Origin of the sequence: Gordonia abscondita (genome assembly GCF_032711245.1) — a bacterium.
In the GTDB taxonomy this organism is placed as follows: domain Bacteria; phylum Actinomycetota; class Actinomycetes; order Mycobacteriales; family Mycobacteriaceae; genus Gordonia.
Map to the genome: position 1 here is coordinate 3,829,250 of NZ_CP128986.1, position 22,018 is coordinate 3,851,267.

The window sequence follows — 22,018 nt, forward strand, 5'->3', positions numbered from 1 at the left end:
CGCACCGAGCCGCACTCCGGTTCCGCGACACGCCGAAACCTATTCGTCGGGCAGTAGGTCCGGACGACGGTCCCGGGTCCGTTGGAGTGACTGCTCACGTCTCCACTGGGCGACCTTGCCGTGGTCGCCGGATAACAGGACGGGCGGGACCTCGAAGTCGCGCCACACTTTCGGGCGCGTGTAACTGGGGCCTTCGAGGAGCCCGTCAGAGAATGAATCGTCTTGGTGCGACTGCGGATTCCCGATCACACCGGGGATCAGGCGGGTGGTGGCCTCGACCATTGCGAGCACCGCCACTTCCCCGCCGATGAGGACGAAGTCGCCGAGCGAGACCTCTTCGACGCGGACGCGGCGCGCGGCGTCGTCGAAGACCCGCTGATCGATGCCCTCGTACCGGCCACACGCGAACACGAGGTGGTCTTCGGTACTCCACCGGTGCGCGGTGGCCTGCGTGAACGGCCGTCCCGCCGGGGTCGGCACCACCAGCAGTGCGTCGTCCGGACAGACGGCATCGAGGGCTTCACCCCACACCTGCGGCTTCATCACCATGCCGGGCCCGCCACCGTATGGGGCGTCGTCGACGCTGTGGTGGACGTCGTAAGTCCACTGCCGCAGGTCGTGGACACCGAACTCAAGGAGTCCTGCGTCGACCGCCTTGCCGAGCAGTGCCGCCTTCAACGGTTCGAGATATTCACTGAAGATCGTGACGACGTCGATCCGCACGCCGATCAGTCCCGTTCCGAGATTGCCGCGTCCAGGTCGATGAGTCCTTCGGGCGGGTCGATCTCGATGCGTTCGCGCGTCACGGTCGGCACCATAGCGCGCACGAACGGCACGAGGACTTCACGTCCGTCGGCGGTCCGGACCGCCAGGACGTCGCCGCCGGGCAGATGCAGAATCGACGCGAGGACGCCGACATCGGCACCATCGACGGTCACGACCCGCGCGCCCTCGAGTTCGTGGTCGTAGAATTCGTCCGGATCGTCACCGGAGTCGACGTCTGATGCGTCGACGATGAAAAGGGTGCCACGCAGGGCGTCCGCCGCACTCCGATCCGCGACCCCCTGTAGCGACAGCAACAGCCGCCCGGAATGATTCCGGGCGGCTGTCACTGTGTATTCGGTCAAACCCGTGCCCTTCGGTGCCCGCCCAGCCAGGCGTGCACCGACGGCGAAACGCGTCTGCGGATCGTCGGTGCGGACATCGACGACGAGTTCTCCGCGGACGCCGTGCGTCTTGACGACGCGACCGACAACAAGATCCATCGAAGCGAACTCGTCAGCGGTCGGTGTCGACGATGTCGACGCGCATCCCGCGACCACCGATGCCGGTGACGAGAGTGCGCAGCGCGGTCGCGGTGCGGCCGTTACGGCCGATCACCTTCCCGAGATCCTCCGGGCTGACGTGGACCTCGACCATCCGGCCGCGACGGCCAGTGATCAGGTCGACGCGCACGTCGTCGGGATTCGAGACGATTCCGCGAACCAGGTGCTCTACTGCGTCAGCGACGACAGTGCTCACGCCTGTGCCTTGTCCTCGTCTGCTGCGGGAGCCTCGGCGGCAGCCTCGTCAGCCTTCTCTTCGACCTTCTTGGCCTTCTTCTTCGATGTGGTGGCCGCGGCAGCGGGCTCGTTCTCGGCGGCGGCGAGCGCAGCGTTGAACAGGTCCAGCTTGGAGGTCTTCTCCGGAGCCGTCTTCAGGGTGCCCTCGGTGCCCGGGAGACCCTTGTGCTTCTGCCAGTCACCGGTCACCTTGAGGATGGCGGCGACGGGCTCGGTCGGCAGTGCGCCGACACCCAGCCAGTACTGAGCGCGCTCCGAGTCGACCTCGATCAGCGACGGCTCTTCCTTCGGGTGGTACTTGCCGATGGTCTCGATGACGCGACCATTGCGGCGGGTGCGCGCGTCTGCGACGACGATGCGGTACTGGGGGTTGCGAATCTTACCCAGTCGGGTGAGCTTGATCTTGACAGCCATGTGGCGTCTCCTTGTGTCACAACGCAATTCAGCGACCCGACGATTGTCGACGAGCCCGGTTTTGCGATCTCTTACGGGGTGACCGTCGGTCGGCCGTGGCCGGCTCCGACGAACCAGCGTCTGATTCTGCCAGAGTGGCGCGCGTTGCCCAAACCGAACGTGCGTCACCGGCGCGAATCCTGCCTCGCGGGCCGGTGCCGGTACCGTGGCAGCGAACATCGGGCACTGAAAACCGAAAGCGCCCAGCGACGACCGGAGATCTACGTCCCATGCTGCACGCCTTGTCGTTCGCATTCGTCGACTCGATCAACGTTCTGCTCATCGGTGTTCTGGTCGCGCTCGCGATCATCGCCGCACCCGGCAAGTACCGACGGATCTCGCCGCTGCTGCTGCTCGGCGACTGGCTCGGCGTACTCGTACTCGCCCTGTTGGTGCTTCTGCTGTTCGACGGCCTGCAGTCGCTCGTCGACGCGGTGATCTCGTCGCCGTTGTTCGGCATCCTGCTGATCTTGACGGCGTTGTTGACGGCCGTCCTGACGTGGCGAGGAGGAGACTCGTCAGATCTCGTCGACCGGATCCTCGCGCCACTGCGGACCCCGTCCGCGTTGACGGTGCTCGTCGGATTCATTCTCGGCGTCGCCCAGTCGGCGACCTCGGTCCCGTTTTACGCAGGGCTCGCAGTGTTGTCGGCGAGCGATATCGACACGCTGCACCGATACCTGGGACTGATCTTGTACGCGACGGTCGCGATGATTCTCCCGCTGCTCGCCGGACTCGCCTTGGTCGCCGTCCGTGCCCGCCCGCACTCCTGGATCGGCCGACTGTTCGCTCGTGCACGCCAGAATCAGGCTCAAGTCACCCGGTGGGCTGGCTGGCTCGTCACCGTCCTGCTACTGGTGATCGGCATCATCCAGATCGCCTCCTGACCTGTGTGGTGCCGACTCGCACCGCTGACTGTGGCCCGCTGATCGTTCGCTACGCCACTTTCTCACCCGAGCACACGATGTGCACGGGACGACGCAGCGTCGACAGGTCCCGGCCCGGATCGGCGTCAAGGACGAGGAAGTCGGCGCGGGTCCCGTCCGCGATGCCCGCGACGCCCAGCCATTCGCGTGATCGCGTCGACGCCGCCGCGACAGCATCCGATGCCGAAAAACCGATCGCGGCCAATGACTCGATCTCGTCGACGATGCGGCCGTGTCCGATGGTGCCGCCCGCATCGGTTCCCGCGTAGATTCGCACTCCCGCTTCCCGAGCCTTGCCGATCACGTCGCGGCCGCGCGTATACAGAGACCGCATATTGGCCTGGTAGACGGGGTATTTGTCGGCGCCGTCGGCGATCTCCGGGAACGTGTCGAGCTGGATGAGCGTCGGAACCAGCGCGATGTCGCGCCGCACCATCTCGTCGATGAGGTCTTCGTCGAGACCGGAACCGTGCTCGATGGAGTCGAAACCGGCACCGATGATGTCGGGAAGGGCATCCGAGCCGAAGACGTGCGCGGTGATGCGCGCACCGTTCTCGTGCGCGGCCCCCACGGCCGCTTCGAGTTGCTCGCGTGTCCACAGCGGGGACAAGTCACCGACGGTGCGGTCGATCCAGTCGCCGACCAGCTTGACCCAGCCGTCGCCCGCCATCGCCTGCGTCGCGACCTCATCGGCTAGCGATTCGGGATCGTCGAGTTCGACGCCATAGTCGCGCAGATACCGTTTCGGCCGTGCGATGTGCTTACCCGCCCGGAGAAACTGCGGGCACAACGGGTCATCGTCGAGCGGATGGGTGTCGACGGGCGAGCCGACCTCACGGATCAGCAGCGTCCCCGCCCGCACGTCCTGATAGGCCAGGCCGCGCGCCTGCTCGGTGGTGACGCCGAGCCCCGGCGCGATCCCGACGTGATTGTGTGCGTCGACGAGGCCAGGGACGATCCAGCCGCCATCGACGGCGGTCTCGGCGTCGTCGATCTTGTCGAATGAGATGACACCGTCGGTCACCCAGAATTCGATCGACTCCCCGGTAAATGGATCAGTGCCCGCGAAACGCTGCGCCACCACGACGACGCCCCCTACTTCTTCGGGAACTTCAGGCTGTTCAAGTCGATACCGTCGAGGCCGGGCGGAAGCTGGTCGAGACCGGGCGGCATGTCCGAGAGGTCCATGCCCGGCGGCAGGCCCATCCCCGGAGGCATTCCCGGGAATCCGCCGCCACGCATACCCTTCGGCGGCGTCGGCCCGCGGCTCTTCCCCTTGCCTTTCTTACCCTTCTTGCCTTTACGGTTGCTCTTGCGCTGGGCGCCACCCATGCCCATTCGACCGGACATCTGCGACATCATTTTGCGTGCTGAGAAGAACCTGTCGACGAGCTGGTTGATGTCGGTGACGGTGACACCGGACCCCTTGGCGATACGGATGCGACGGGACGCGTTGATGATCTTCGGATTGTCGCGTTCTTCCGGCGTCATACCGCGGATGATCGCCTGGATCTTGTCGAGCTGTTTGTCGTCGACCTGCGACAACGCTTCCTTCATGTCGCCGGCACCGGGCAGCATGCCGAGGAGATTGCCGATCGGACCCATCTTGCGGATCATCAGCATCTGCTGCAGGAAGTCGTCGAGCGTGAGTTCGCCCTGGCTGATCTTCTCTGCGGTGCGCTGGGCCTCGGCCTCGTCGAAGTGCTGTTCGGCCTGCTCGATGAGCGAGAGGACATCGCCCATGCCGAGGATACGGCTGGCCATGCGGTCGGGGTGGAAGACGTCGAAGTCTTCGAGTTTCTCACCGGTCGACGCGAACATGATCGGGCGCCCGGTGATCTCACGGACCGACAGGGCCGCGCCGCCGCGGGCATCACCGTCGAGCTTGGTGAGCACCACACCGGTGAAGTCGACGCCTTCGGCGAACGCCTGCGCCGTCGCTACCGCATCCTGACCGATCATCGCGTCGAGGACGAACAGCACCTCGTCGGGGTTCGTCGCGTCGCGGATGTCGGACGCCTGCTTCATCAATTCGGCGTCGATGCCTAGCCGGCCCGCGGTGTCGATGATGACGACGTCGTAGTGGCGAGCGCGTGCCTCGTCGAGGCCGGCCTGCGCCACCGCGACAGCGGCCTGTGACCCGTCGACGCCGAGGTCGCCTTCGCCGCCGACCGAGGTGCCTGCGTGCGGTGCGAACACGGGGACGCCTGCGCGCTCACCGACAATCTGCAGCTGTTGGACGGCACCGGGTCGCTGCAGGTCACACGCGACGAGCAGGGGGGTGTGTCCCTGGTCAGCGAGCCAGTGTGAGAGCTTTCCGGCGAGCGTCGTCTTACCGGCGCCCTGCAGACCGGCCAGCATGATGACTGTCGGCGGCGTCTTCGCCAGTTGGACGCGGCGGGTCTCACCGCCGAGGATCCCGACGAGCTCCTCGTTGACGATCTTGACGATCTGCTGCGCGGGGTTCAGCGCTGCGGAGACCTCGGAGCCCTTCGCTCGCTCTTTGATCCGCCCGATGAAGGCTCGGACGACGGGCAGCGATACGTCAGCTTCCAGCAGCGCGAGCCGGATCTCGCGGGCGGTCGCGTCGATGTCTGCGTCGGTCAGTCGACCTTTGCCGCGCAGGTCCTTCAGCGCACCGGTCAACCGGTCAGAGAGGGATTCGAACATTCCTCCATCTTTCCATGCGTGGAGCATTCGGCGGCGAGTGCCTCACCCGGCAGTGAACATCCGGCCGAACGCGTAGGCCATCCATCCGACCACAGCGAGCACGACCAACGGATGCTTGACCACCGGGCGCAGCGCGACTGGTCCGTCGCCTCGGATACGTCGAACCACCATCCCGACAGCGGACACCACGGCGAGAGCGACGACGAGCGGGCCGAACGCGTGCGCGGCGAAAGCGGACGGGAGGTCGCCATGCATCGTGTAGACGAAGGCGCGTGTGAGACCGCACCCCGGGCATGGCAGGCCGGTCAGACGACGGAACGGGCAGATCACCGGGCCGTCGTGGACGGCAGCCACGGGGATACACGCTGCCGCCACTACGGCGGCCGCACCACCGCAAGCCAGCACGGTCGACTCGGTGACGCGCGAAGAACCCAGGTGTGACAGCCGACTGCCCAGCCGAGTCCGCCGGGCGGGCCGGGGGGTCGGCTGGGCAGAGGTGATGTCGCCGGTCATGCGGTCAGCGCAACGCTCGTCCATCCGAGTCCGGGACGTTGCGCATCGCGATCAGGACCAGGTCGATGAGCGCCCAGATGCCGCAGCCGCCGAGCGTCAGGAGCTTCGCCACCCCGAGCCCGGTGTAACCCAGGTAGAACCGGTCGATCCCCAGCCCGCCGACGAACACGGACAGCAGCAAAGCGGTCATCCACTCTTTATCGGAGAAGACGCCCGGCAGCGACGATGCCGGCTGATACTGCTGACCGGTTGACGACCGGACGGCGTCCTCTGGCTTGAGCTGACGCGCACTCGCCATCTGAGCGAGAATCCCGATGTCGTACGGTCCCTGTTCTTGATCGAAGGTGCGGACGAAGTAGGTGCCGCCGACTCCGCCGCCGTAACCCGGTCCGGGCGGCATGCCACCGGGTGGCATCGCGCCCGGAAACTGGGGCTGCTGACCGGACGGAAACTGTGCATTCGGATCTGTCATTCGTTCATGATCACCCATTGCGCCGACAAACAGAATCCACGGTCACGCCGGTTAATTCGATCAGATGACACCGCAGCCCGCCGTCTCTCAACACACCGACAGAACCACTGCCGCCAATGAGTCTCGAGCGGCGTCTGACGCGTCCGGGAGCGCGAGGCAGAACGTGTCGACAGCGGTCGCACCCATCGTGGCAACAGTGGCCCAGGCGATGTCGACGCCCGCCTTCTCGAGTTCGACGGTCACCCTCGCGAGGAGTCCCGCGTCGTCACGCGCGCGCAACTCAAGGAGTACCTGACCCGGTTGGTCAGCGGTAAGCCACCGGACGCGGGGCGGTGCCGCTACCCGCGAACCGGGAACCCCGGTGTGCCCAACACGGTCCGCCGATCCACGCTCTGCGGTCCGCTTCGCGAGAGCGCCGTGCACGTCGAATCCGCCGTCGACCGCCGCGGCCAGCCGTTGCCGCAGAAGCACCGAGTCGGACGGCGACCCGAAGGTCGGCATGACGACGAACGTGTCCACCGCCGAACCCGCGTGAGTACGGACCGTCGCCGCATGCGCCTGCAGGTCGGCCAACGCGAGAACCGCTGACATCTTCGAGAGGACACCCGACCTGTCGGGCGCGATCATCGTCACCTTCGTCATGTTCGGACCGTCGCCCCGCTCGGTGTGCACCTGGAACCCACCTGCCTCCGCAAGTGCCAACACCTCCGGGCCGAGCGGTTCGGGCTGCGGGATCTCCCGGCCGCCGAGATGATCGATGACCCGTTCGACGAGCCCACCCACGAGCGTCGCCTTCCAGTCATTCCACACGCCGGGGCCAGTCGCCCGAGAATCAGCTTCCGACAGGGCACCCAATAATTCGACGAGAACGCGATCTCCACCGACCTCCTCGGCGACCCACGCGATCGTCGCCGGATCGGCGACGTCGCGCCGGGTTACGACGGTCGGAAGAAGTAGATGGTGTCGAACCAACTGGACGAGGATTCGTCGGTCATCGGGCCACAGTCCGAACCGGTCGGCGATCGGCCCGACGAGTTCCGCCCCGACGATGCTGTGGTCGCCGCCGCGACCCTTTCCGATGTCGTGCAGCAACGCACCCAGCAGCAGGAGATCGGGTCGAGCGACGCTCGTGGTCAGCAATCCCGCATGCGCGACCGTCTCCAAAAGGTGCCGGTCGACGGTCCACGAGTGGACGGCGTCGCGCGGTGGAAGATCCCTGACCACAGGCCATTCGGGGAGGATCGTCTCCCACAAGCCCATCGCGTCGAGTGCTTCGACCGCCCCGACGAGTTCGTCGCCGGACGCCAACAGGACCAGCAGGTCCGACAGGTCCTCGGCCGACCACGGTTCCGGGATCGGCGGCGCATAATTCGCCAGCCGAGCCAACGCCTGCCCGTTGATCGGCAGGCGGTTGCGGGCCGACGCGCTCGCCACGCGCAGCACCAGTCCCGGATCCGAGCTGGGTGTCGCGTTCTTCGCCAGGACCACTTCCCCGCTGTGTTCGACGACGCCCTCGTCGAGCGGGCGGCGCAACGGCATCCGGCGGAGCTTCGAGAGGCCGCGTTTGCCGACGGCGTTCTGCGCCGTCCGGAATCCGGCGTCGACGGTATACGACGTGGTGCGCGCCGCGCGCGAGATCACGCGCGCCAGGTCGAAGCGGTCGCCGACGTCGAGCGCCGCAGCGATCTCGTCCGCATCCTGCGCCCGGACCTGGTCGCGGGCGCGGCCCGCCACCAGATGCAGTTCGGTGCGGACCGCGAGCAGGTCGCTGTAAGCGGTCCGCAACGGCGATTCCGCGCGGCCCGGATCGAGGCGCCCGAGGCCATCGGTCAACTGCGCGAAGGCCAGCGCGTCGAGCAGCTGGATGTCCCGCAGCCCGCCGCGCCCATTCTTCAGATCGGGTTCGGCCCGGTGCGCGATCTCCCCAGTCCGATCCCAGCGCGCGCGGGCGCTGTCGATCACTTCGGGGAGCCGCATCCGGGCCTCCGCCCGCCACAGTCCCCGCACCGACGAGATCATCAGCGCCGCAAGGTCTTCGTCGCCGGCGATGAACCGGGCATCGAGCAGACCGAGCGCCGCCGTGACATCCTCTCGCGCTACCTTCATCGCTTCGGGAATCGACCGGACGCTGTGGTCCAAACCGATTCCAGCGTCCCAGATCGGATACCAGAAACCGTCTGCCACCTCGCCCAGTCGGTCCCGATTCCGGTCGTCATGGACGAGCACCAGGTCGAGATCGGAATATCCGACCATCTCCCGCCGGCCGAGGCTCCCGACGGCAACGAGCGCGAACCCGCTGCCGTCGACGACACCCAACTCGGCGGCGCGACCGGCCAGCCACGTCTCCACCCGGTCCGCGAGCGTGTCACGCAACGCCTGGCCGTGCAGATCTGACCGGAGCAGAGCCTTCCGACCTTCGGCGAGGGCCTGCGCGCTAGATCGCGTCTGGTCCGCGTTCACCAGTTCGCACCCGGATTATCGAATCTACGGACGTGACCCACACTTTGCCGTCGCCGATCTTGCCGGTGCGCGCGGCGTCGACGATGGTCTCGATGACCTGGTCGAGCAGGTCGTCGTCGACGATCACCTCGACCCGTACCTTCGGCACGAAGTCGACCGCGTACTCAGCTCCGCGGTACACCTCTGTGTGGCCTTTCTGCCGCCCGTAGCCTTGCACCTCGCTGACGGTCATGCCGACGATCCCGATCTGTTCGAGCGCGGCCTTGATGTCTTCGAGCGTGAATGGCTTGACGATTGCGGTGATCAGCTTCATGGTTGAACCCTTCCCTCTACTTCGAGCCTAATGCGCGAGTCACGTGAGACTGCAACGTGTTCGGCGAATTCATGCAGTCTCATACGCACTCTCCGCATGCTCGGCGGCATCGATGCCGGTCAGTTCTGCTTCACGGTCGACGCGCCAGCCGAGCGGCTTGAGGACGAACGCGATAGCCGTCGTCAGTACCGCGGTGAAGGTCAGCGCGACCAACGCGATGACTGTCTGAACGGCGAGTTGCCGGGCGTCGTGGCCGTAGAACAGGCCGGTGTCCTTAGCGAGCAGGCCAATGCCGACCGTGCCCCAGAGTCCCGCCACCAGGTGTACGCCGACGACGTCGAGGGAGTCGTCGAACCCGAGCTTGAACTTGAGTCCGATGGCGACGGCTGCCAGGGCACCCGCGACCAGACCGAGGAACAGTGAGCCGACCGGGGTCAGCGCACCGCACGCCGGGGTGATCGCGACCAGTCCGGCGACGACACCGGACGCTGCGCCAACGCTGGTCGCGTGCTTGTCGCGGAACCATTCGACGGCCAGCCAGCCGACCATCGCGGCCGCCGTCGCGGCGGCGGTGTTGATCCAGACGAGGCCCGCGGTCGCGTCGGCGGCGAGCTCCGAACCGGAGTTGAAGCCGATCCAGCCGAACCACAGGAGCGCGGCGCCCAGCATCACGAACGGAATATTGTGGGGGCGGTACGAGGTGCGCCCGAAGCCGCGGCGCTGACCGACGACAAGCGCCAAGATCAGCCCGGCCATACCGGCGTTGATGTGGACGACGGTGCCGCCGGCGAAGTCGATCGGCACGACGTTCGCTTCGCCGTCGGTGGACCCGAACATCCAGGAGGCGAATCCATGCTCGTCGCCCGACAAGAGTCCGCCGCCCCACACCATGTGCGATAGCGGGAAGTACACGATGGTCGCGAACAGCACGCTGAACACGATCCAGGTGCCGAATTTGACACGTTCGGCGATCGCGCCGCTGATGAGGGCGACCGTGATGACGGCGAACGTCAGCTGGAACGCCATGAACACGATGGCTGGGATGCCGGTGCTCCCCCAGACCACGACCTGGGTCTCGCCCGCGACGTCACGAGTCTGCGTCAACTGGTCCGAGCCGAACAGGGCGAACGGATTGGAAAAAATACCTGCGATGTCGTCGGATCCGGTGAGTCCGTTTCCGAACGACATCGAGAATCCCCACAGGACGTAGACGATCGTCACCGCGCCGAGCGCACCGAACGACATCATCATCATGTTCAGGACCGATTTGGCTCGGGTCAATCCGCCGTAGAAGAACGCCAATGCCGGTGTCATCAAGAGCACGAGTGCCGCACTCATGATGACCCAGGCTGTGTTCCCGGTGTCGATGGGGCCGAACACATCGTCCGGCAATGCTGCATTCACTTCTCGCAGGCCTCCTCACTCGTCGGTTGTCGACGTGTGAGGAAACTTTGTCGCGCTCAGGTTGCGCTGTCGGTGCCCCCGTGTTTCGCGGGCGTCAACCGTGGACCCGGCAGGTTTCCGGCGCGTTACGGCGTAACTCCTGCTCGCGCACGGTCAGGCCCGGGCGGCGACCGCATCCAGGTCGATCCGGGAGTCGAGCACCCCGTACATCTGGCCTGCGTCCTCGAGCCTGCCGGAGACGAACGCGTCCGCCACGACCGCGGGCGCCTGCCGGATCAGGATCGAACCCTGCAACGCCAACGCCAACGCCTCAGTGAGACGACGCGCGATCGCCGGGGCCCCCGTCGGATCGGCGGCCGCCTGCGCGACGAGCTTGCGTGTGTGTTCCACGTGAAGGTCATAACCGCGGTGCTGCCCGAGCGCGAGGTCGAACTCGGCGTCGAGCGCCTCTACTGATAGCGGATCGCGGACCATCGCACGCAGCACGTCGAGCGCGATGACGTTGCCCGACCCCTCCCAGACCGCCATGACGGGCTGTTCGCGGAACCTGCGGGCTAGCGGGAACGCCTCGGTGTAACCATTGCCGCCCAAGCATTCCAATGCCTCGTAGGCGTGGTTGGGGCCTCGCTTGCACACCCAGTACTTGCCGACCGCCGTCGCGAGACGACGGAATGCCTGCGACTGTTCGGAGTCGTCGTCGTACGCTGCGGCCAAACGCAATGCCGTCCATGTGGCGGCTTCCGCTTCGAGCTGCAGGTCGGCGATTACCGCGGTCATCGCGGGCTGGTCGATCAGCGTGGCGCCGAACGCCGCTCGGTGGCGGACGTGCCATGCGGCTTCGGCTACCGACTGCCGCATGCCCGCGGCACTGCCGAGCGCACAGTCCAGACGAGTCTGATTGACCATCTCGATGATGGTTCGGACGCCTGCCCCCTCGTCGCCGAGTCGCCAACCGATCGTGTCGGCGAATTCGATTTCGCTCGACGCATTCGACTTGTTGCCGAGTTTGTCCTTGAGCCGCTGAATCGCGAAAACGTTGCGCGCGCCGTCTGGCAGGGTTCGCGGCACCACGAAGCAGGTGACGCCGGGTTCGGTCTTGGCGAGGACGAGGAAGGCGTCCGACTGTGGAGCCGAACAGAACCACTTGTGTCCGGTGATCCGGTAGGTTCCGTCACCGTTCGAGACTGCACGGGTGGTGTTGGCGCGCACGTCCGACCCGCCCTGCTTCTCGGTCATCGCCATACCGAAGATGGCGGAGGTCTTCGCCGGGTCGGCCAGCGACGGATCGTAGTCGCGCGACAAGGTCCTCGGGATCCACTGCTGTGCGAGATCCGGGTCGACGCGCAGCGACGGGACCACCGCGTGCGTCATGCTGACCGGGCACGCGTGGCCGGGTTCGATCTGGCCGAACTGGGTGAACATCGCAGCGCGGGCGACATGCGCGCTTGGGCGCGGATCGTCCCAGCAGCTCGTGTGCGCGCCGTGCGCGATCGCGTCGCCGATGATCCGGTGATAGGCGGGATGGAATTCGATCTCGTCGATGCGATTCCCCCACCGGTCGTGAGTGTGCAGTTGCGGCGTGATCGTGTTGGCGAGTTCGGCATCGCGTTGGAAGTCGGCGCGTCCGACGAGAGCACCGGCTTCGGCGAGGTCGTCGCTCGCCCAGCCAGCACCGTATGCGTTGACGGCCTCGACCAAAGGACGATTGCTGGTGTACTCGTTGACGTCGACGCGCGGCAACGCCTGGTTGAAGACCTCGTGGGTGATGCTCATGGCTTGTCTTCCTCCGGTGGTGGGACTGCGCCGAGCGCTCGGAAGCAGAAGGCGCGGATGGTGGCGATCAGTAGGTCTGGATCTGGCCTGTCGGGATCGAGCACTCCGACGAGGGACTCGGAGATCCCTCCGAGCAGCGCGGACGCGGTGACGCTGGGATCTTGATCGGCGAACACGCCTGCGGCCACACCGTCGGCGATGACTCGGGCAGCGAGGTCGCGGTACCAGCGGCGCAGGCGGAGTCGCTCGGTGTCGACCGCGGGGATCACCGGTTCGAACAACAACGACCATGCCAGACGCCTCCCGCGGAGTGCTCGGTCGGCGAAGGTGCAGATGAGCGCATCGAGTCGAGCGACGGGGCCGTCGGCGTCGTTGATTGCCGCCGACACCTGTGCGAACTCGTACTCGGCGGCCTCCCGGAATACTTCGGCGAGCAGGGTGTCACGGTTGTCGAAGTACGAGTACACCGATCCGACGCTGACGCCGCTTCCCTCCGCGATCGCCGCGACGGTCGCCGACGAGAATCCGGCGCCGGCGACCAACCCGCGTGCGGCGGTTAGCATCGCGGCTCGCTTGGCCTGCGCGCTGCGCCGAGTCTGCTCGGTGGGCCGGTACGGCACGGTCGCCTCCTGCCGATCGAAATATTGAACGCTGTTTCAATTCTTACCACAGGTGACGACCCCTCACACCCTGGTGAAACGCTCGCGTGAGATCACCCCGCAGCCTCAGGCTTGTTGCCACACCTCAACTACCCCGTCACAGCCGCAATGCGTCTTAGCAGCCTGGGCGGAGGCTGCTAAGACGCATTGATAGTGAGACGAGATACCTGAGGCTGCGACTAGTGCTACAGCAGAGCGTCGACGAACGCCTCCGGTTCGAAGGGGGCGAGATCGTCGGCGCCTTCGCCGAGACCGACGAGTTTGACCGGCACGCCGAGCTCCTCCTGAATGCGGAAGACGATGCCGCCCTTGGCGGTGCCGTCGAGCTTGGTGAGGACCACGCCGGTCAAAGAGACGACCTCGGCGAACACTTTGGCCTGAATCAGACCGTTCTGGCCGACCGTCGCGTCGAGCACCAGAAGCACCTCGTCGACGGGAACCTTCTTCTCCACGACGCGCTTGACCTTGCCGAGCTCGTCCATCAGACCGGCCTTGGTGTGCAGACGACCTGCGGTGTCGATGAGGACGACGTCGACGCCATCGTCAATTCCCTTGCTGACCGCGTCGAACGCCACCGACGCCGGATCCGCGCTCTCCTTGCCTCGGACGATGCCCGCACCGACACGCTCGCCCCACGTCTGGAGCTGGTCGGCTGCCGCGGCACGGAATGTGTCAGCCGCGCCCAACGTCACCCGACGACCGTCGGCGACGAGCACACGAGCCAGCTTTCCGGTGGTCGTCGTCTTGCCGACACCGTTCACGCCGACGACCAGCACAACGGCCGGTCCGTCCGCATGCGGCAGCGCCTTCACTGCGCGGTCCAACTCCGGGTGCAACTGTTCAACGAGGATCCGCTTGAGCGCATTACGTGCGTCGTCAGCCGTCCGAACCTTGCCTGCGGCGAGCTCCTGTCGGAGACGTTCGACGACGGTCGCGGTCGCCGCAGTCCCGAGGTCGGCCATCACGAGGGTGTCCTCGATCTCCTCCCACGAGTCCTCGTCGAGGTCGCCCGCACCGAGCAGACCGAGGACACTCGCACCGAGCGCGCCCTGCGACCGTGCGAGGCGTCCACGCAGACGCGAGAGACGGCCTGCGGTCGGCTCAATCTCATCGAGCGTCCGTTCGACGCGCTCGGCCGTCTCGCGCTCGGGGGTTTCCGGCTCGGGGGTTTCCGGCTCGGGGGTTTCCGGCTCGGGGGTTTCGGTCGCAGGGGTTTCGGGCTCTGCGGTTTCAGGCTCTGCGGATTCTGGCTCAGTCTCCGCGGGTTCAGTCTCTGTCGGTTCGGCCTCGGCAGGTTCAGATGCGGGCTCGATGCGCTCGGCAGGCGCAGACGGCTCGACCGGCGGAGTGGGACGCGTGACCGGCGTCGCGGGTTCAGCCGGTGTACTGGGTTCAGTCGGTGTACTGGGTTCAGTTGGTTTACTGGGTTCGGGTCGGTCGAGCGTCGCTGCTCCCCCGCCTTGACTGAAGTTGAATCCAGAGCCGGCCCGATAGCCGCCGGACCGGTCAACTTCGCGGGTGGTGCCGTCGGTCGCCTCCATCTGGTCGGCAGGTTTGTCGGAGATCGAGATCCGTCGCCTGCGGTTGACCAGATAGCCGGCCACGCCGATCAGGACGATCAGCGCGACCACTCCGACGATGATGCCGATCAGGACTTCTGTACTCACTGGGAGAATGCCTTTCAGGTGGAGGGTGCGAGGTCGACTCCGCGGAGCCGTTGCGAAATGACCTGGGTGATGCCGTCGCCGCGCATGCTCACGCCGTACAGCGCGTCGGCGATCTCCATGGTCGGCTTCTGGTGGGTGATGACGATCAGCTGCGACTTCTCGCGCAACTGCTCGAACAAGCTGATGAGTCGACGTAGGTTGGCATCGTCGAGTGCGGCTTCGACCTCGTCCATCACATAGAACGGGGACGGCCGGGCGCGGAAGATCGCGACGAGCATGGCGACCGCGGTCAGCGACTTCTCACCGCCGGACAGCAGGGACAACCGTTTCACCTTCTTGCCCGGCGGCCTCGCCTCGACCTCCACACCGGTCGTCAACATATCCGTCGGGTCGGTGAGGACGAGTCGACCTTCGCCGCCCGGGAAGAGCGTCGAGAACACCTGGGAGAACTCCTTCTCCACATCGGCGTACGCGTCGGCGAACACCTGCAGGATGCGCGCGTCGACGTCGGCGACGACGTCCAAAAGGTCGTCGCGCGCCTGTTTGACGTCTTCGAGCTGCGTCGACAAGAACGTGTACCGCTCCTCCAACGCCGCGAACTCTTCGAGCGCCAGCGGATTCACCTTGCCGAGCGTCGTCAGATCCTTCTGCGCCTTCTTCGCGCGCGCCTCCTGGGTGGCCCGGTCGTAAGGCATAGGCGCGGGAGCGACGACCTGCTCGCCGCGAGCCTTCGCGTCCTCGTACTCGCGCATTTCCAGCTCGGACGGCGGCATCGCGATATCTGGCCCGTATTCGGCGACGAGGTCGTCCGGCGCCATCGCGAACTGTTCGAGGACCTGCTCTTCAAGTTGTTCGATGCGCAGCGCGGCTTGCGCTTTCGCGATCTCATCGCGGTGGACTGCATCGCGGAGCTGGTTCATGGTTGCGGTCAGTTCGTCGACGAGTCGTCGAAGCTCGTCGACTTCCGCGGTGCGGGCGGCGCGGACCGCTTCGAGTTCATCACGGCCCCGAGCTGCGTCGTCGACGGCTCGCACGACGGCGTCGGCGACAAGTGCTCCGGCGTCGACGACGGCGCGCGCCACTGCGGCGGCGTACCGGCGTGCCGCGTCCTGCCGTTTGAGTCGTTCCCGGGTGGCGCGCTCGTTGACTGCTGCCCGGCGAAGACCCTCGGCCTTGCCGCGCACCGAACCTAGACGTTCCTCCGCGGTGCGCAACGTCAGCCGGGTCTCGACCTCGATCGACCGAGCCTCGGCGACCTCAGCGGCCGCCGCCTCACGCATCTCACTGTCCATGTCGGTCGACGTGTCCGGATCGTCATTCTCGTCGCGGGCCCGGACCAGTCGCTCCTCCACTTCGGTGAGCGCTGTCAGATTGTCGGCGCGCCCCTCCTCGGCGAGACGCCGCTGGCGGGTCAGTCGGTCGGCTTCGCCGCGAGCAGCGCGGATCTCCATCCCGAGCCTGCCGAGCTGTTCGTAGGCTGCGCCGACGTTCGCGTCGGACTCGTTTAACGCGGCGAGTGAGCCTTCGGCCGACTCTTTCGCCTGCTCTTGGGCGGCGGTCGCGGCCGCCAATTCGTGCGTGGACTTCTCGATGGTCGTGCGCGCGAGAGCGAGGTCGGTGGTGGCGGTGTCGATGGCCGACTGTACTTCGAGGGTCGACGGACGGGTCGACGATCCGCCTTCCACGGCGGCCGCGGACATCCGGTCGCCGTCGGCGGTCACCGCGACAAGCCCGTGCTCGATCGCAAGATCCAGGCCGCGCGCCGCATCGTCGACGATCACGACGTCGCCGAGCAGGACGTCGACGGCGCCGCGGACCGATTCGGGGGCGTCGACGACGTCGCGCGCCCACACGACATCCGACGGCACGGTGGGTCGGTCGGCGCGCGTACGACCCGACAGCCCACCGACGATCAGTGCGGCACGCCCGCCGTCTCCGTCGCGCAGCGCGGCGAGTGCCCGCACCGCGGTCACCCCGTCAACCGTCGCGATCGCGTCGACGGCGGGCCCGAGCGCCAGCGCCACCGCGGTCTCGTAACCGGCGTCGACGGTCAGCAAGTCTGACAGCGGTGAGAGCAACCCGTCCGCGGCATTCTCCTGCAGCCAGGCTCCACCGTCGCCACGTTCGAGGCCCATCGCGAGGGCCTCGATGCGTGCGGTGAGCGACGCGATGGCGTGTTCGGCGTCGCGCTCAGTCTTCTGCAATTCTGCGACGGCAGCGGTTGTCGTCTCCAACGCCGCCATGCAGCGTTCATGGTGTTCGTCGAGTCCCTGCTCCCGCGATTCGAGTTCGGCGGTGACGGCCGCTTGTTCGTCAAGTCGGGCCTGCGCGGCGTCGGCCCGCTCGTGCGCCGCCTCGATAGCCGAGGTGAGTCGCGACGTTTCGGCGTCGACCGACTCGACCTTGGTGCGCAGGTTCGCGGCCTGCCCTTCGAGCCGGGCGAGACCTTCTCGTCGGTCGGCGACGGCCCGCACCGCCGCCATGTGAGCCTGTTCGGCCGCGGTCGCCGCCTGTTCGGCCGCTTGGAGCGCGGCGGTCGCGTACTCGAGTCGTTCAGCCGCCTCTTCGACAGTCTGCTGGTGTTCGGCCTCGGTCATCATGGCCTGTTCGGCCTGGGCTTCGAGTTCGTCCGGGTCTGGTCCGGTGGGCGTGGCAGCCGGGCTCGCGAGGTGCGTCGTGCGTTCGCCTGCGACCCGGCACGTTCCATCGACACGTTCACGGAGGGTGGACAACTGGTGGAAGACGCGTCCCGCTTCGGCAGCAGCGGGTGCGACCTGCGCCAGATGCTCTTGAGCCTGGGTCAACGCGGTGGTCGCGGAGTCCAGTTGTGCCGCTACCTCGTCCTGCTTGGCGCGGATCTCCTGTTCGGTGCTGCTGTGCTCGGCCATTTCGGTGCGCCGTGCGACCAGATCGTCCGCGGCCAGACGCAGCCGAGCGTCGCGCAGGTCGGCTTGGACGGTTGCGGCCCGGCGCGCGACCTCAGCCTGCCTGCCGAGCGGTTTGAGTTGGCGACGGAGTTCGGTGGTGAGGTCGGTGAGCCGGGCCAGGTTCGCGGCCATCGCGTCGAGTTTGCGGACCGCCTTCTCTTTGCGGCGGCGGTGCTTGAGCACGCCTGCCGCTTCTTCGATGAAGGCACGACGGTCCTCAGGTTTGGACTCGAGGATCGCTGCCAGGCGGCCCTGCCCGACGATGACGTGCATCTCGCGGCCGATCCCGGAGTCCGACAGCAGTTCCTGCACGTCCATGAGGCGGCATGCGCTTCCGTTGATCTCGTACTCGCCCGCGCCGTCGCGGAACATGCGGCGCGTCACCGATACTTCGGAGTAGTCGATCGGGAGAGCGCCGTCGGAGTTGTCGATGGTCAGCGTGACTTCGGCGCGGCCCAACGGTGCGCGGCCGGAGGTCCCCGCGAAGATGACGTCGGCCATCTTTCCGCCGCGCAACGCTTTGGCGCCCTGTTCGCCCATCACCCAGGTCAGAGCGTCGACGACATTCGACTTGCCCGACCCGTTCGGCCCCACCACACACGTGATGCCGGGCTCGAATCGCAGCGTCGTCGACGACGCGAACGATTTGAAACCCTTCAGGGTGAGGCTCTTCAGGTGCACGACCAGCCAGTCTACCTGCGGCAGGTCACCGCTCGACGAAAGTGGCGTGGTCTCCGCGCGCCGATGTGTAGTCCTCGACCACGAGGTCGACGCGGCCCGGCGTATCACCCGATCGGAGCGCGACGACCAGCCTGTCGAGATCGCCCCGCGGCCCCTCGGCGACGACGTGCACGCGTCCGTCGACGTGGTTCGCCGCGTAACCGACCAGTCCGAGTTCCAGTGCCCGCGAACGGGTCCACCATCGGAAGCCGACTCCCTGGACGTACCCGTGCACCCACGCGCTAAGCCGCTGCCGTCCGGACTGCGGGCCCGACATCGACACCTCGGACATCGGCTCAGTTCGTCTCGATCGACAGGTCGACCTGCGCGCCCGCTTTGATGGTGCGTCCGACGGTGCAGACCTTCTCCACGGCGCGCTCCACGACGACGAGGAGGCGTTGCGCGGCCTCCGGGTCGAGTTCGGAGAGGTCCACTTCGAGGGTCTCCGACAACACCGGGTACACCTCGTTTTCTCGGTCGGCGGCACCGGACACTCGGACGGTGGCGTCGTAATGGTCGCCGAGGCGGCGCGACAGCGGCCGATCCGACGACATTCCGGTGCACGCGGCGAGCGCGATCTTCAGGAGTTCGCCGGGGGTGAACACGCCCTCGACGTCTTCCGAACCGATGAGCACCTCCGCGCCACGCGAACTCTGGCCGGTGTAACGGCGGGTTCCGGTGCGCTGCACCCACAGATCAGTCATGGCCGAACGACTCCTCAGTCTCGAAACGAACGCGTCTCCCGTCGACAACCGTCTGCTCCGAGAGTTTGTTCCAACATACGGTCCATCGGCTCGCTCGAAGCAACAGCGTCGAGGAGCGAATCATCGCGAGCAGCAACGGCACCATCGCCGCTGTCGCGCATTCTTCGATCACGCCTCGACTCGGGTCGGGACCAGGCCGGCCCGTGCGATGCGTCGCGGTCGCGCGGCCGGTGCACGGCAACGAGGGCGACCAGAGCGACGAGGGCGAGGACGACGCAGGCGACGGTAACGACACCAAGCGGGAGGACTGCGGTCGCTCCGCCGAGGCCTACCAGGGGCGCGGCGACGCCGCCGAGACCGAAGCGGGCGCAACCGAGCACCGACGAGGCGGTGCCCGCCAGCTCCGGGTAGTCGGCCAGGGCCAGCGACGCAGCAGGCGGCGCGGCTAACGCGACGCCCGAGGCGAGGACGAACAGGGAGGTGAGCACGACCGCGAGCGGCGCTCCCACCAACCCGCTGTACAGCAGGCCAAGGGATCCAAGCCCGGTGATCGCTACCCCGGCAGCGAGGGTGCCTCGCTCGGACCAACGGTCGGCGGTGCGCCCGCCGATCCAACCGAAGCTCATGTAGGCGGCGGAGTTCACGCCGAAGGCCATTGCGTAGCCCTGCGGGGATAGCCCGTAGCCGTCTTGAAGGATGTAGGTCGCCCCGGACAGGTAGGCGAACAGGGCTGCGTGAGTGAGGCCGCACACGAGGACCGCTCCGACGAACAGCCGGTCGGAGAAGAGCTTTCTGAAGTCGCGGCCGGACTGTGTAATGCCGCCGGTGGTGCGCAGTTCGGCCGGCAGGGTCTCGCGGTAGATCACCAGGGTGGCGACCATGATGATCGCACCGAGGAGGGCGAGAAAGCAGAAGGTGCCGCGCCAATCGGTGAAGCGCGCGAGCTGACCGCCCAGAAACGGGCCGATGATCGCGGCGAGGCCGCCGAGGACGGTGACCTTGCCGTAGAAGCGGATGAGGGCGCTGCCGGAGTAGACGTCGCGCCCGCCTGCCTGGGCGATGACGATGCCCACCGATCCGGCGAGGCCTTGCACGAGTCGGGCGACGACCAGCGTTTCGATCGACGGGCTGACCGCGCACAGTACCGAGGCCACGATGTACGCGACGAGCCCGACAACGAGCGGGATCTTGCGCCCGAACCGGTCGGATAGCGGCCCGGCGATCATCTGTCCGACCGCCAGCCCGATAAGGCAGGCCGTCAGGGTGAACTGGGCGGCCGACGTGGACGCGCCGAGCTCGGAGGTCAACGCCGGTAGCACGGGAAGGTAGAGGTCCATCGAGATGGGACCGAAGACGGTCAGCAGAAGGAGCAGCGTCGCGAGGACTGGTCCTGCCTTGCGGTCAGTCGCTGTCATCCGACGCCTTCGCACCGGGCGCCTCCGGGCGCGTGTATGACTCCACGCATGATGTGCGTCCTCCGATTGGTTCTGTTCCGGATTGCTTCTGTGCCGATTGGTTCGCTGCGGATTGGTTCCACGCGGCGACGACTCGACTGCGTGTCAGGCGCTGAGGGTGCTCGCGCTGTCGCCACGGGTCGATGCTTCCCCGGTCCTCGCGTGGGTGGGAGTCCCGCTCGATAGGGGTACCGCCAAGGCCTCCCTCTGCCCGGGCCGCTCGCCTACCGTGGACGCTATGGACAATCGAGCGGAAGTGCGTGAGTTCCTCACGACCCGTCGCGCTCGGGTCACCCCGGATGAAGTCGGGCTGCCGGCCGGCACCAATCGGCGGGTCGAGGGGCTACGGCGCACCGAGGTGGCGACGCTGGCCGGGGTGAGCGTGGAGTACTACACCAAACTCGAGCGCGGCGCGATCAGCGGGGCGTCCCCCGAAATCCTCGACGCGATCGCCAAGGCGCTGCGCCTGAACGACGCCGAGCGCGCGCACCTGTTCGACCTCGCCCACGCGGCGAGCCCCGTCGCGCGGCCACCGCGTCGGCGGAACCCGAAGTCCTGGAAGCCCCATCAGAGCCTCCAATGGGTGCTCGATGCCGTCACCGGCGGTCCCGCCTTCGTGCGCAACGGCCGCCTGGACATTCTGGCGACCAACGCATTGGCGCGGGCGTTCTATAAGGACGTCTTCGATATGCCCGGCCGGATCCAGGGCCAGCCGCCCAACATCGCCCGGTTCACGTTCCTCGACGACCGCGCATACGAGTTCTATCCGGATTGGGACATGTTCGCCGACGTCACCGTGGCGATCCTGCGCACCGAGGCGGGCCGCGACCCACACAACAAGGAGCTTCACGACCTCATCGGCGAGCTCTCGACGCGCAGCACTGACTTCCGGGCCCGCTGGGGTGCACACAATGTGCGTCACCATGGCACTGGCTTCAAGACCTTCCATCACGACGTCGTCGGCGAGACGACTCTGGCCTACGAGGGCATGGAAATGGAGTCCGAGCCCGGATTGTCTATCACGGTCTACGCAGCCGAGCCCGGCTCACCGTCGGCGGAGCGGATGCAACTGCTCGCGTCGTGGGCCGCAAGTGAGTACGGCACGCTGGCCCAGGAGCCGGCACACGGCGCGGACCAGTCGGATCGCTGATCATCGTGCGCCGCCGGCAACCCAGGCACGAGATTCGCCGGGTCTCCCCGAACATCGCGGCCGTCAGGGGGTCCCTGTCGGAACCCGTTACAGCGGAGACTCCCTCATCGGCGACGACCGAACCTAGTGTTGAACACATAAGTGAGAATCCGACGGACTTCCTGCTGGTGACCGACGGAACGAAGAACGCA

The 22,018-nt window shown here is 66.8% G+C and carries 20 protein-coding genes; 2 read left to right on the forward strand and 18 right to left on the reverse strand.

Annotation, left to right across the window (positions count from 1 at the left end):
* Positions 1–39: 39 nt before the first annotated feature.
* The 4 genes from trmD to rpsP are packed head-to-tail and all read right to left on the reverse strand — an operon-like array spanning position 40 to position 1,976.
* On the reverse strand, positions 40–723 hold the full coding sequence (trmD, locus tag MP11Mi_RS18065) for a tRNA (guanosine(37)-N1)-methyltransferase TrmD (RefSeq protein ID WP_420040246.1): 684 nt from the start codon (positions 721–723) through the stop codon (positions 40–42).
* 5 nt (positions 724–728) lie between these two features.
* Positions 729–1,265: a ribosome maturation factor RimM gene (gene rimM, locus MP11Mi_RS18070; protein WP_420040247.1), complete on the reverse strand. Its 537-nt coding sequence runs from the start codon at positions 1,263–1,265 to the stop codon at positions 729–731.
* Positions 1,266–1,278: 13 nt separating this feature from the next.
* Entirely contained in the window at positions 1,279–1,521 is a 243-nt protein-coding gene (locus tag MP11Mi_RS18075; protein ID WP_161896119.1) for an RNA-binding protein, read from the reverse strand.
* A complete protein-coding gene (rpsP, locus tag MP11Mi_RS18080) occupies positions 1,518–1,976 on the reverse strand; it encodes a 30S ribosomal protein S16 (protein ID WP_420040248.1) in 459 nt (152 codons plus the stop codon). The genes MP11Mi_RS18075 and rpsP overlap by 4 nt, the downstream gene beginning before the upstream one ends.
* Positions 1,977–2,245: 269 nt before the next feature.
* On the opposite strand from rpsP, the gene MP11Mi_RS18085 reads away from it, so the two are divergent.
* Positions 2,246–2,902: a hypothetical protein gene (locus MP11Mi_RS18085; protein WP_420040249.1), complete on the forward strand. Its 657-nt coding sequence runs from the start codon at positions 2,246–2,248 to the stop codon at positions 2,900–2,902.
* 49 nt (positions 2,903–2,951) lie between these two features.
* Here the strand turns inward: MP11Mi_RS18085 and MP11Mi_RS18090 are convergent, their stop codons facing one another.
* From MP11Mi_RS18090 to MP11Mi_RS18155, 14 genes are all read right to left on the reverse strand, one after another.
* A complete protein-coding gene (locus tag MP11Mi_RS18090; RefSeq protein WP_420042153.1) occupies positions 2,952–4,022 on the reverse strand; it encodes an amidohydrolase family protein in 1,071 nt (356 codons plus the stop codon).
* 14 nt (positions 4,023–4,036) lie between these two features.
* A complete protein-coding gene (gene ffh, locus MP11Mi_RS18095; RefSeq protein WP_420040250.1) occupies positions 4,037–5,611 on the reverse strand; it encodes a signal recognition particle protein in 1,575 nt (524 codons plus the stop codon).
* A gap of 42 nt (positions 5,612–5,653) precedes the next feature.
* The gene (locus MP11Mi_RS18100; protein WP_420040251.1) at positions 5,654–6,124 is read right to left on the reverse strand and encodes a DUF2752 domain-containing protein; all 471 of its coding nucleotides are present in this window, start codon (positions 6,122–6,124) and stop codon (positions 5,654–5,656) included.
* A gap of 4 nt (positions 6,125–6,128) precedes the next feature.
* Positions 6,129–6,596: an NINE protein gene (locus tag MP11Mi_RS18105; protein ID WP_420040252.1), complete on the reverse strand. Its 468-nt coding sequence runs from the start codon at positions 6,594–6,596 to the stop codon at positions 6,129–6,131.
* An 87-nt stretch (positions 6,597–6,683) separates the two neighbouring features.
* Positions 6,684–9,056, reverse strand: coding sequence for a [protein-PII] uridylyltransferase (locus tag MP11Mi_RS18110; RefSeq protein WP_420040253.1), 2,373 nt, complete (start codon positions 9,054–9,056; stop codon positions 6,684–6,686).
* A complete protein-coding gene (locus MP11Mi_RS18115; protein ID WP_420040254.1) occupies positions 9,031–9,369 on the reverse strand; it encodes a P-II family nitrogen regulator in 339 nt (112 codons plus the stop codon). Before MP11Mi_RS18115 ends, MP11Mi_RS18110 begins: the two co-directional genes overlap by 26 nt.
* A gap of 69 nt (positions 9,370–9,438) precedes the next feature.
* Positions 9,439–10,773, reverse strand: coding sequence for an ammonium transporter (locus MP11Mi_RS18120; protein ID WP_420040255.1), 1,335 nt, complete (start codon positions 10,771–10,773; stop codon positions 9,439–9,441).
* Positions 10,774–10,926: 153 nt separating this feature from the next.
* On the reverse strand, positions 10,927–12,546 hold the full coding sequence (locus tag MP11Mi_RS18125; protein WP_420040256.1) for an acyl-CoA dehydrogenase family protein: 1,620 nt from the start codon (positions 12,544–12,546) through the stop codon (positions 10,927–10,929).
* A complete protein-coding gene (locus tag MP11Mi_RS18130) occupies positions 12,543–13,166 on the reverse strand; it encodes a TetR/AcrR family transcriptional regulator (RefSeq protein WP_420040257.1) in 624 nt (207 codons plus the stop codon). Before MP11Mi_RS18130 ends, MP11Mi_RS18125 begins: the two co-directional genes overlap by 4 nt.
* Positions 13,167–13,390: 224 nt before the next feature.
* Positions 13,391–14,872 carry a signal recognition particle-docking protein FtsY gene (gene ftsY / locus MP11Mi_RS18135; protein ID WP_420040258.1) on the reverse strand — a complete coding sequence of 494 codons (1,482 nt, stop codon included), beginning with the start codon at positions 14,870–14,872 and terminating at the stop codon, positions 13,391–13,393.
* Positions 14,873–14,886: 14 nt separating this feature from the next.
* Positions 14,887–18,480, reverse strand: a complete 3,594-nt coding sequence (smc, locus tag MP11Mi_RS18140) for a chromosome segregation protein SMC (RefSeq protein ID WP_420040259.1) — start codon at positions 18,478–18,480, stop codon at positions 14,887–14,889.
* 25 nt (positions 18,481–18,505) lie between these two features.
* Positions 18,506–18,811 (reverse strand): acylphosphatase, encoded by a 306-nt coding sequence (locus tag MP11Mi_RS18145; RefSeq protein ID WP_420040260.1) that lies wholly within the window; start codon positions 18,809–18,811, stop codon positions 18,506–18,508.
* Between the two features lie 4 nt (positions 18,812–18,815).
* Positions 18,816–19,223 carry an OsmC family protein gene (locus MP11Mi_RS18150; RefSeq protein WP_420040261.1) on the reverse strand — a complete coding sequence of 136 codons (408 nt, stop codon included), beginning with the start codon at positions 19,221–19,223 and terminating at the stop codon, positions 18,816–18,818.
* A 14-nt stretch (positions 19,224–19,237) separates the two neighbouring features.
* On the reverse strand, positions 19,238–20,638 hold the full coding sequence (locus MP11Mi_RS18155; RefSeq protein ID WP_420040262.1) for a multidrug effflux MFS transporter: 1,401 nt from the start codon (positions 20,636–20,638) through the stop codon (positions 19,238–19,240).
* A gap of 277 nt (positions 20,639–20,915) precedes the next feature.
* Between MP11Mi_RS18155 and MP11Mi_RS18160 the strand changes: the two genes are divergently transcribed.
* Positions 20,916–21,827 (forward strand): helix-turn-helix transcriptional regulator, encoded by a 912-nt coding sequence (locus tag MP11Mi_RS18160; RefSeq protein WP_420040263.1) that lies wholly within the window; start codon positions 20,916–20,918, stop codon positions 21,825–21,827.
* The last annotated feature ends 191 nt before the right edge of the window (positions 21,828–22,018 follow it).

Coding starts and splice junctions, on each gene's coding strand:
- rimM (WP_420040247.1), bottom strand. CDS start 1,265: ATGGATCTTGTTGTCGGTCGCGTCGTCAAGACGCACGGCGTCCGCGGA.
- rpsP (WP_420040248.1), bottom strand. CDS start 1,976: ATGGCTGTCAAGATCAAGCTCACCCGACTGGGTAAGATTCGCAACCCC.
- MP11Mi_RS18085 (WP_420040249.1), top strand. CDS start 2,246: ATGCTGCACGCCTTGTCGTTCGCATTCGTCGACTCGATCAACGTTCTG.
- ffh (WP_420040250.1), bottom strand. CDS start 5,611: ATGTTCGAATCCCTCTCTGACCGGTTGACCGGTGCGCTGAAGGACCTG.
- MP11Mi_RS18100 (WP_420040251.1), bottom strand. CDS start 6,124: ATGACCGGCGACATCACCTCTGCCCAGCCGACCCCCCGGCCCGCCCGG.
- MP11Mi_RS18105 (WP_420040252.1), bottom strand. CDS start 6,596: ATGACAGATCCGAATGCACAGTTTCCGTCCGGTCAGCAGCCCCAGTTT.
- MP11Mi_RS18115 (WP_420040254.1), bottom strand. CDS start 9,369: ATGAAGCTGATCACCGCAATCGTCAAGCCATTCACGCTCGAAGACATC.
- MP11Mi_RS18125 (WP_420040256.1), bottom strand. CDS start 12,546: ATGAGCATCACCCACGAGGTCTTCAACCAGGCGTTGCCGCGCGTCGAC.
- MP11Mi_RS18145 (WP_420040260.1), bottom strand. CDS start 18,811: ATGTCCGAGGTGTCGATGTCGGGCCCGCAGTCCGGACGGCAGCGGCTT.
- MP11Mi_RS18150 (WP_420040261.1), bottom strand. CDS start 19,223: ATGACTGATCTGTGGGTGCAGCGCACCGGAACCCGCCGTTACACCGGC.
- MP11Mi_RS18155 (WP_420040262.1), bottom strand. CDS start 20,638: ATGACAGCGACTGACCGCAAGGCAGGACCAGTCCTCGCGACGCTGCTC.
- MP11Mi_RS18160 (WP_420040263.1), top strand. CDS start 20,916: ATGGACAATCGAGCGGAAGTGCGTGAGTTCCTCACGACCCGTCGCGCT.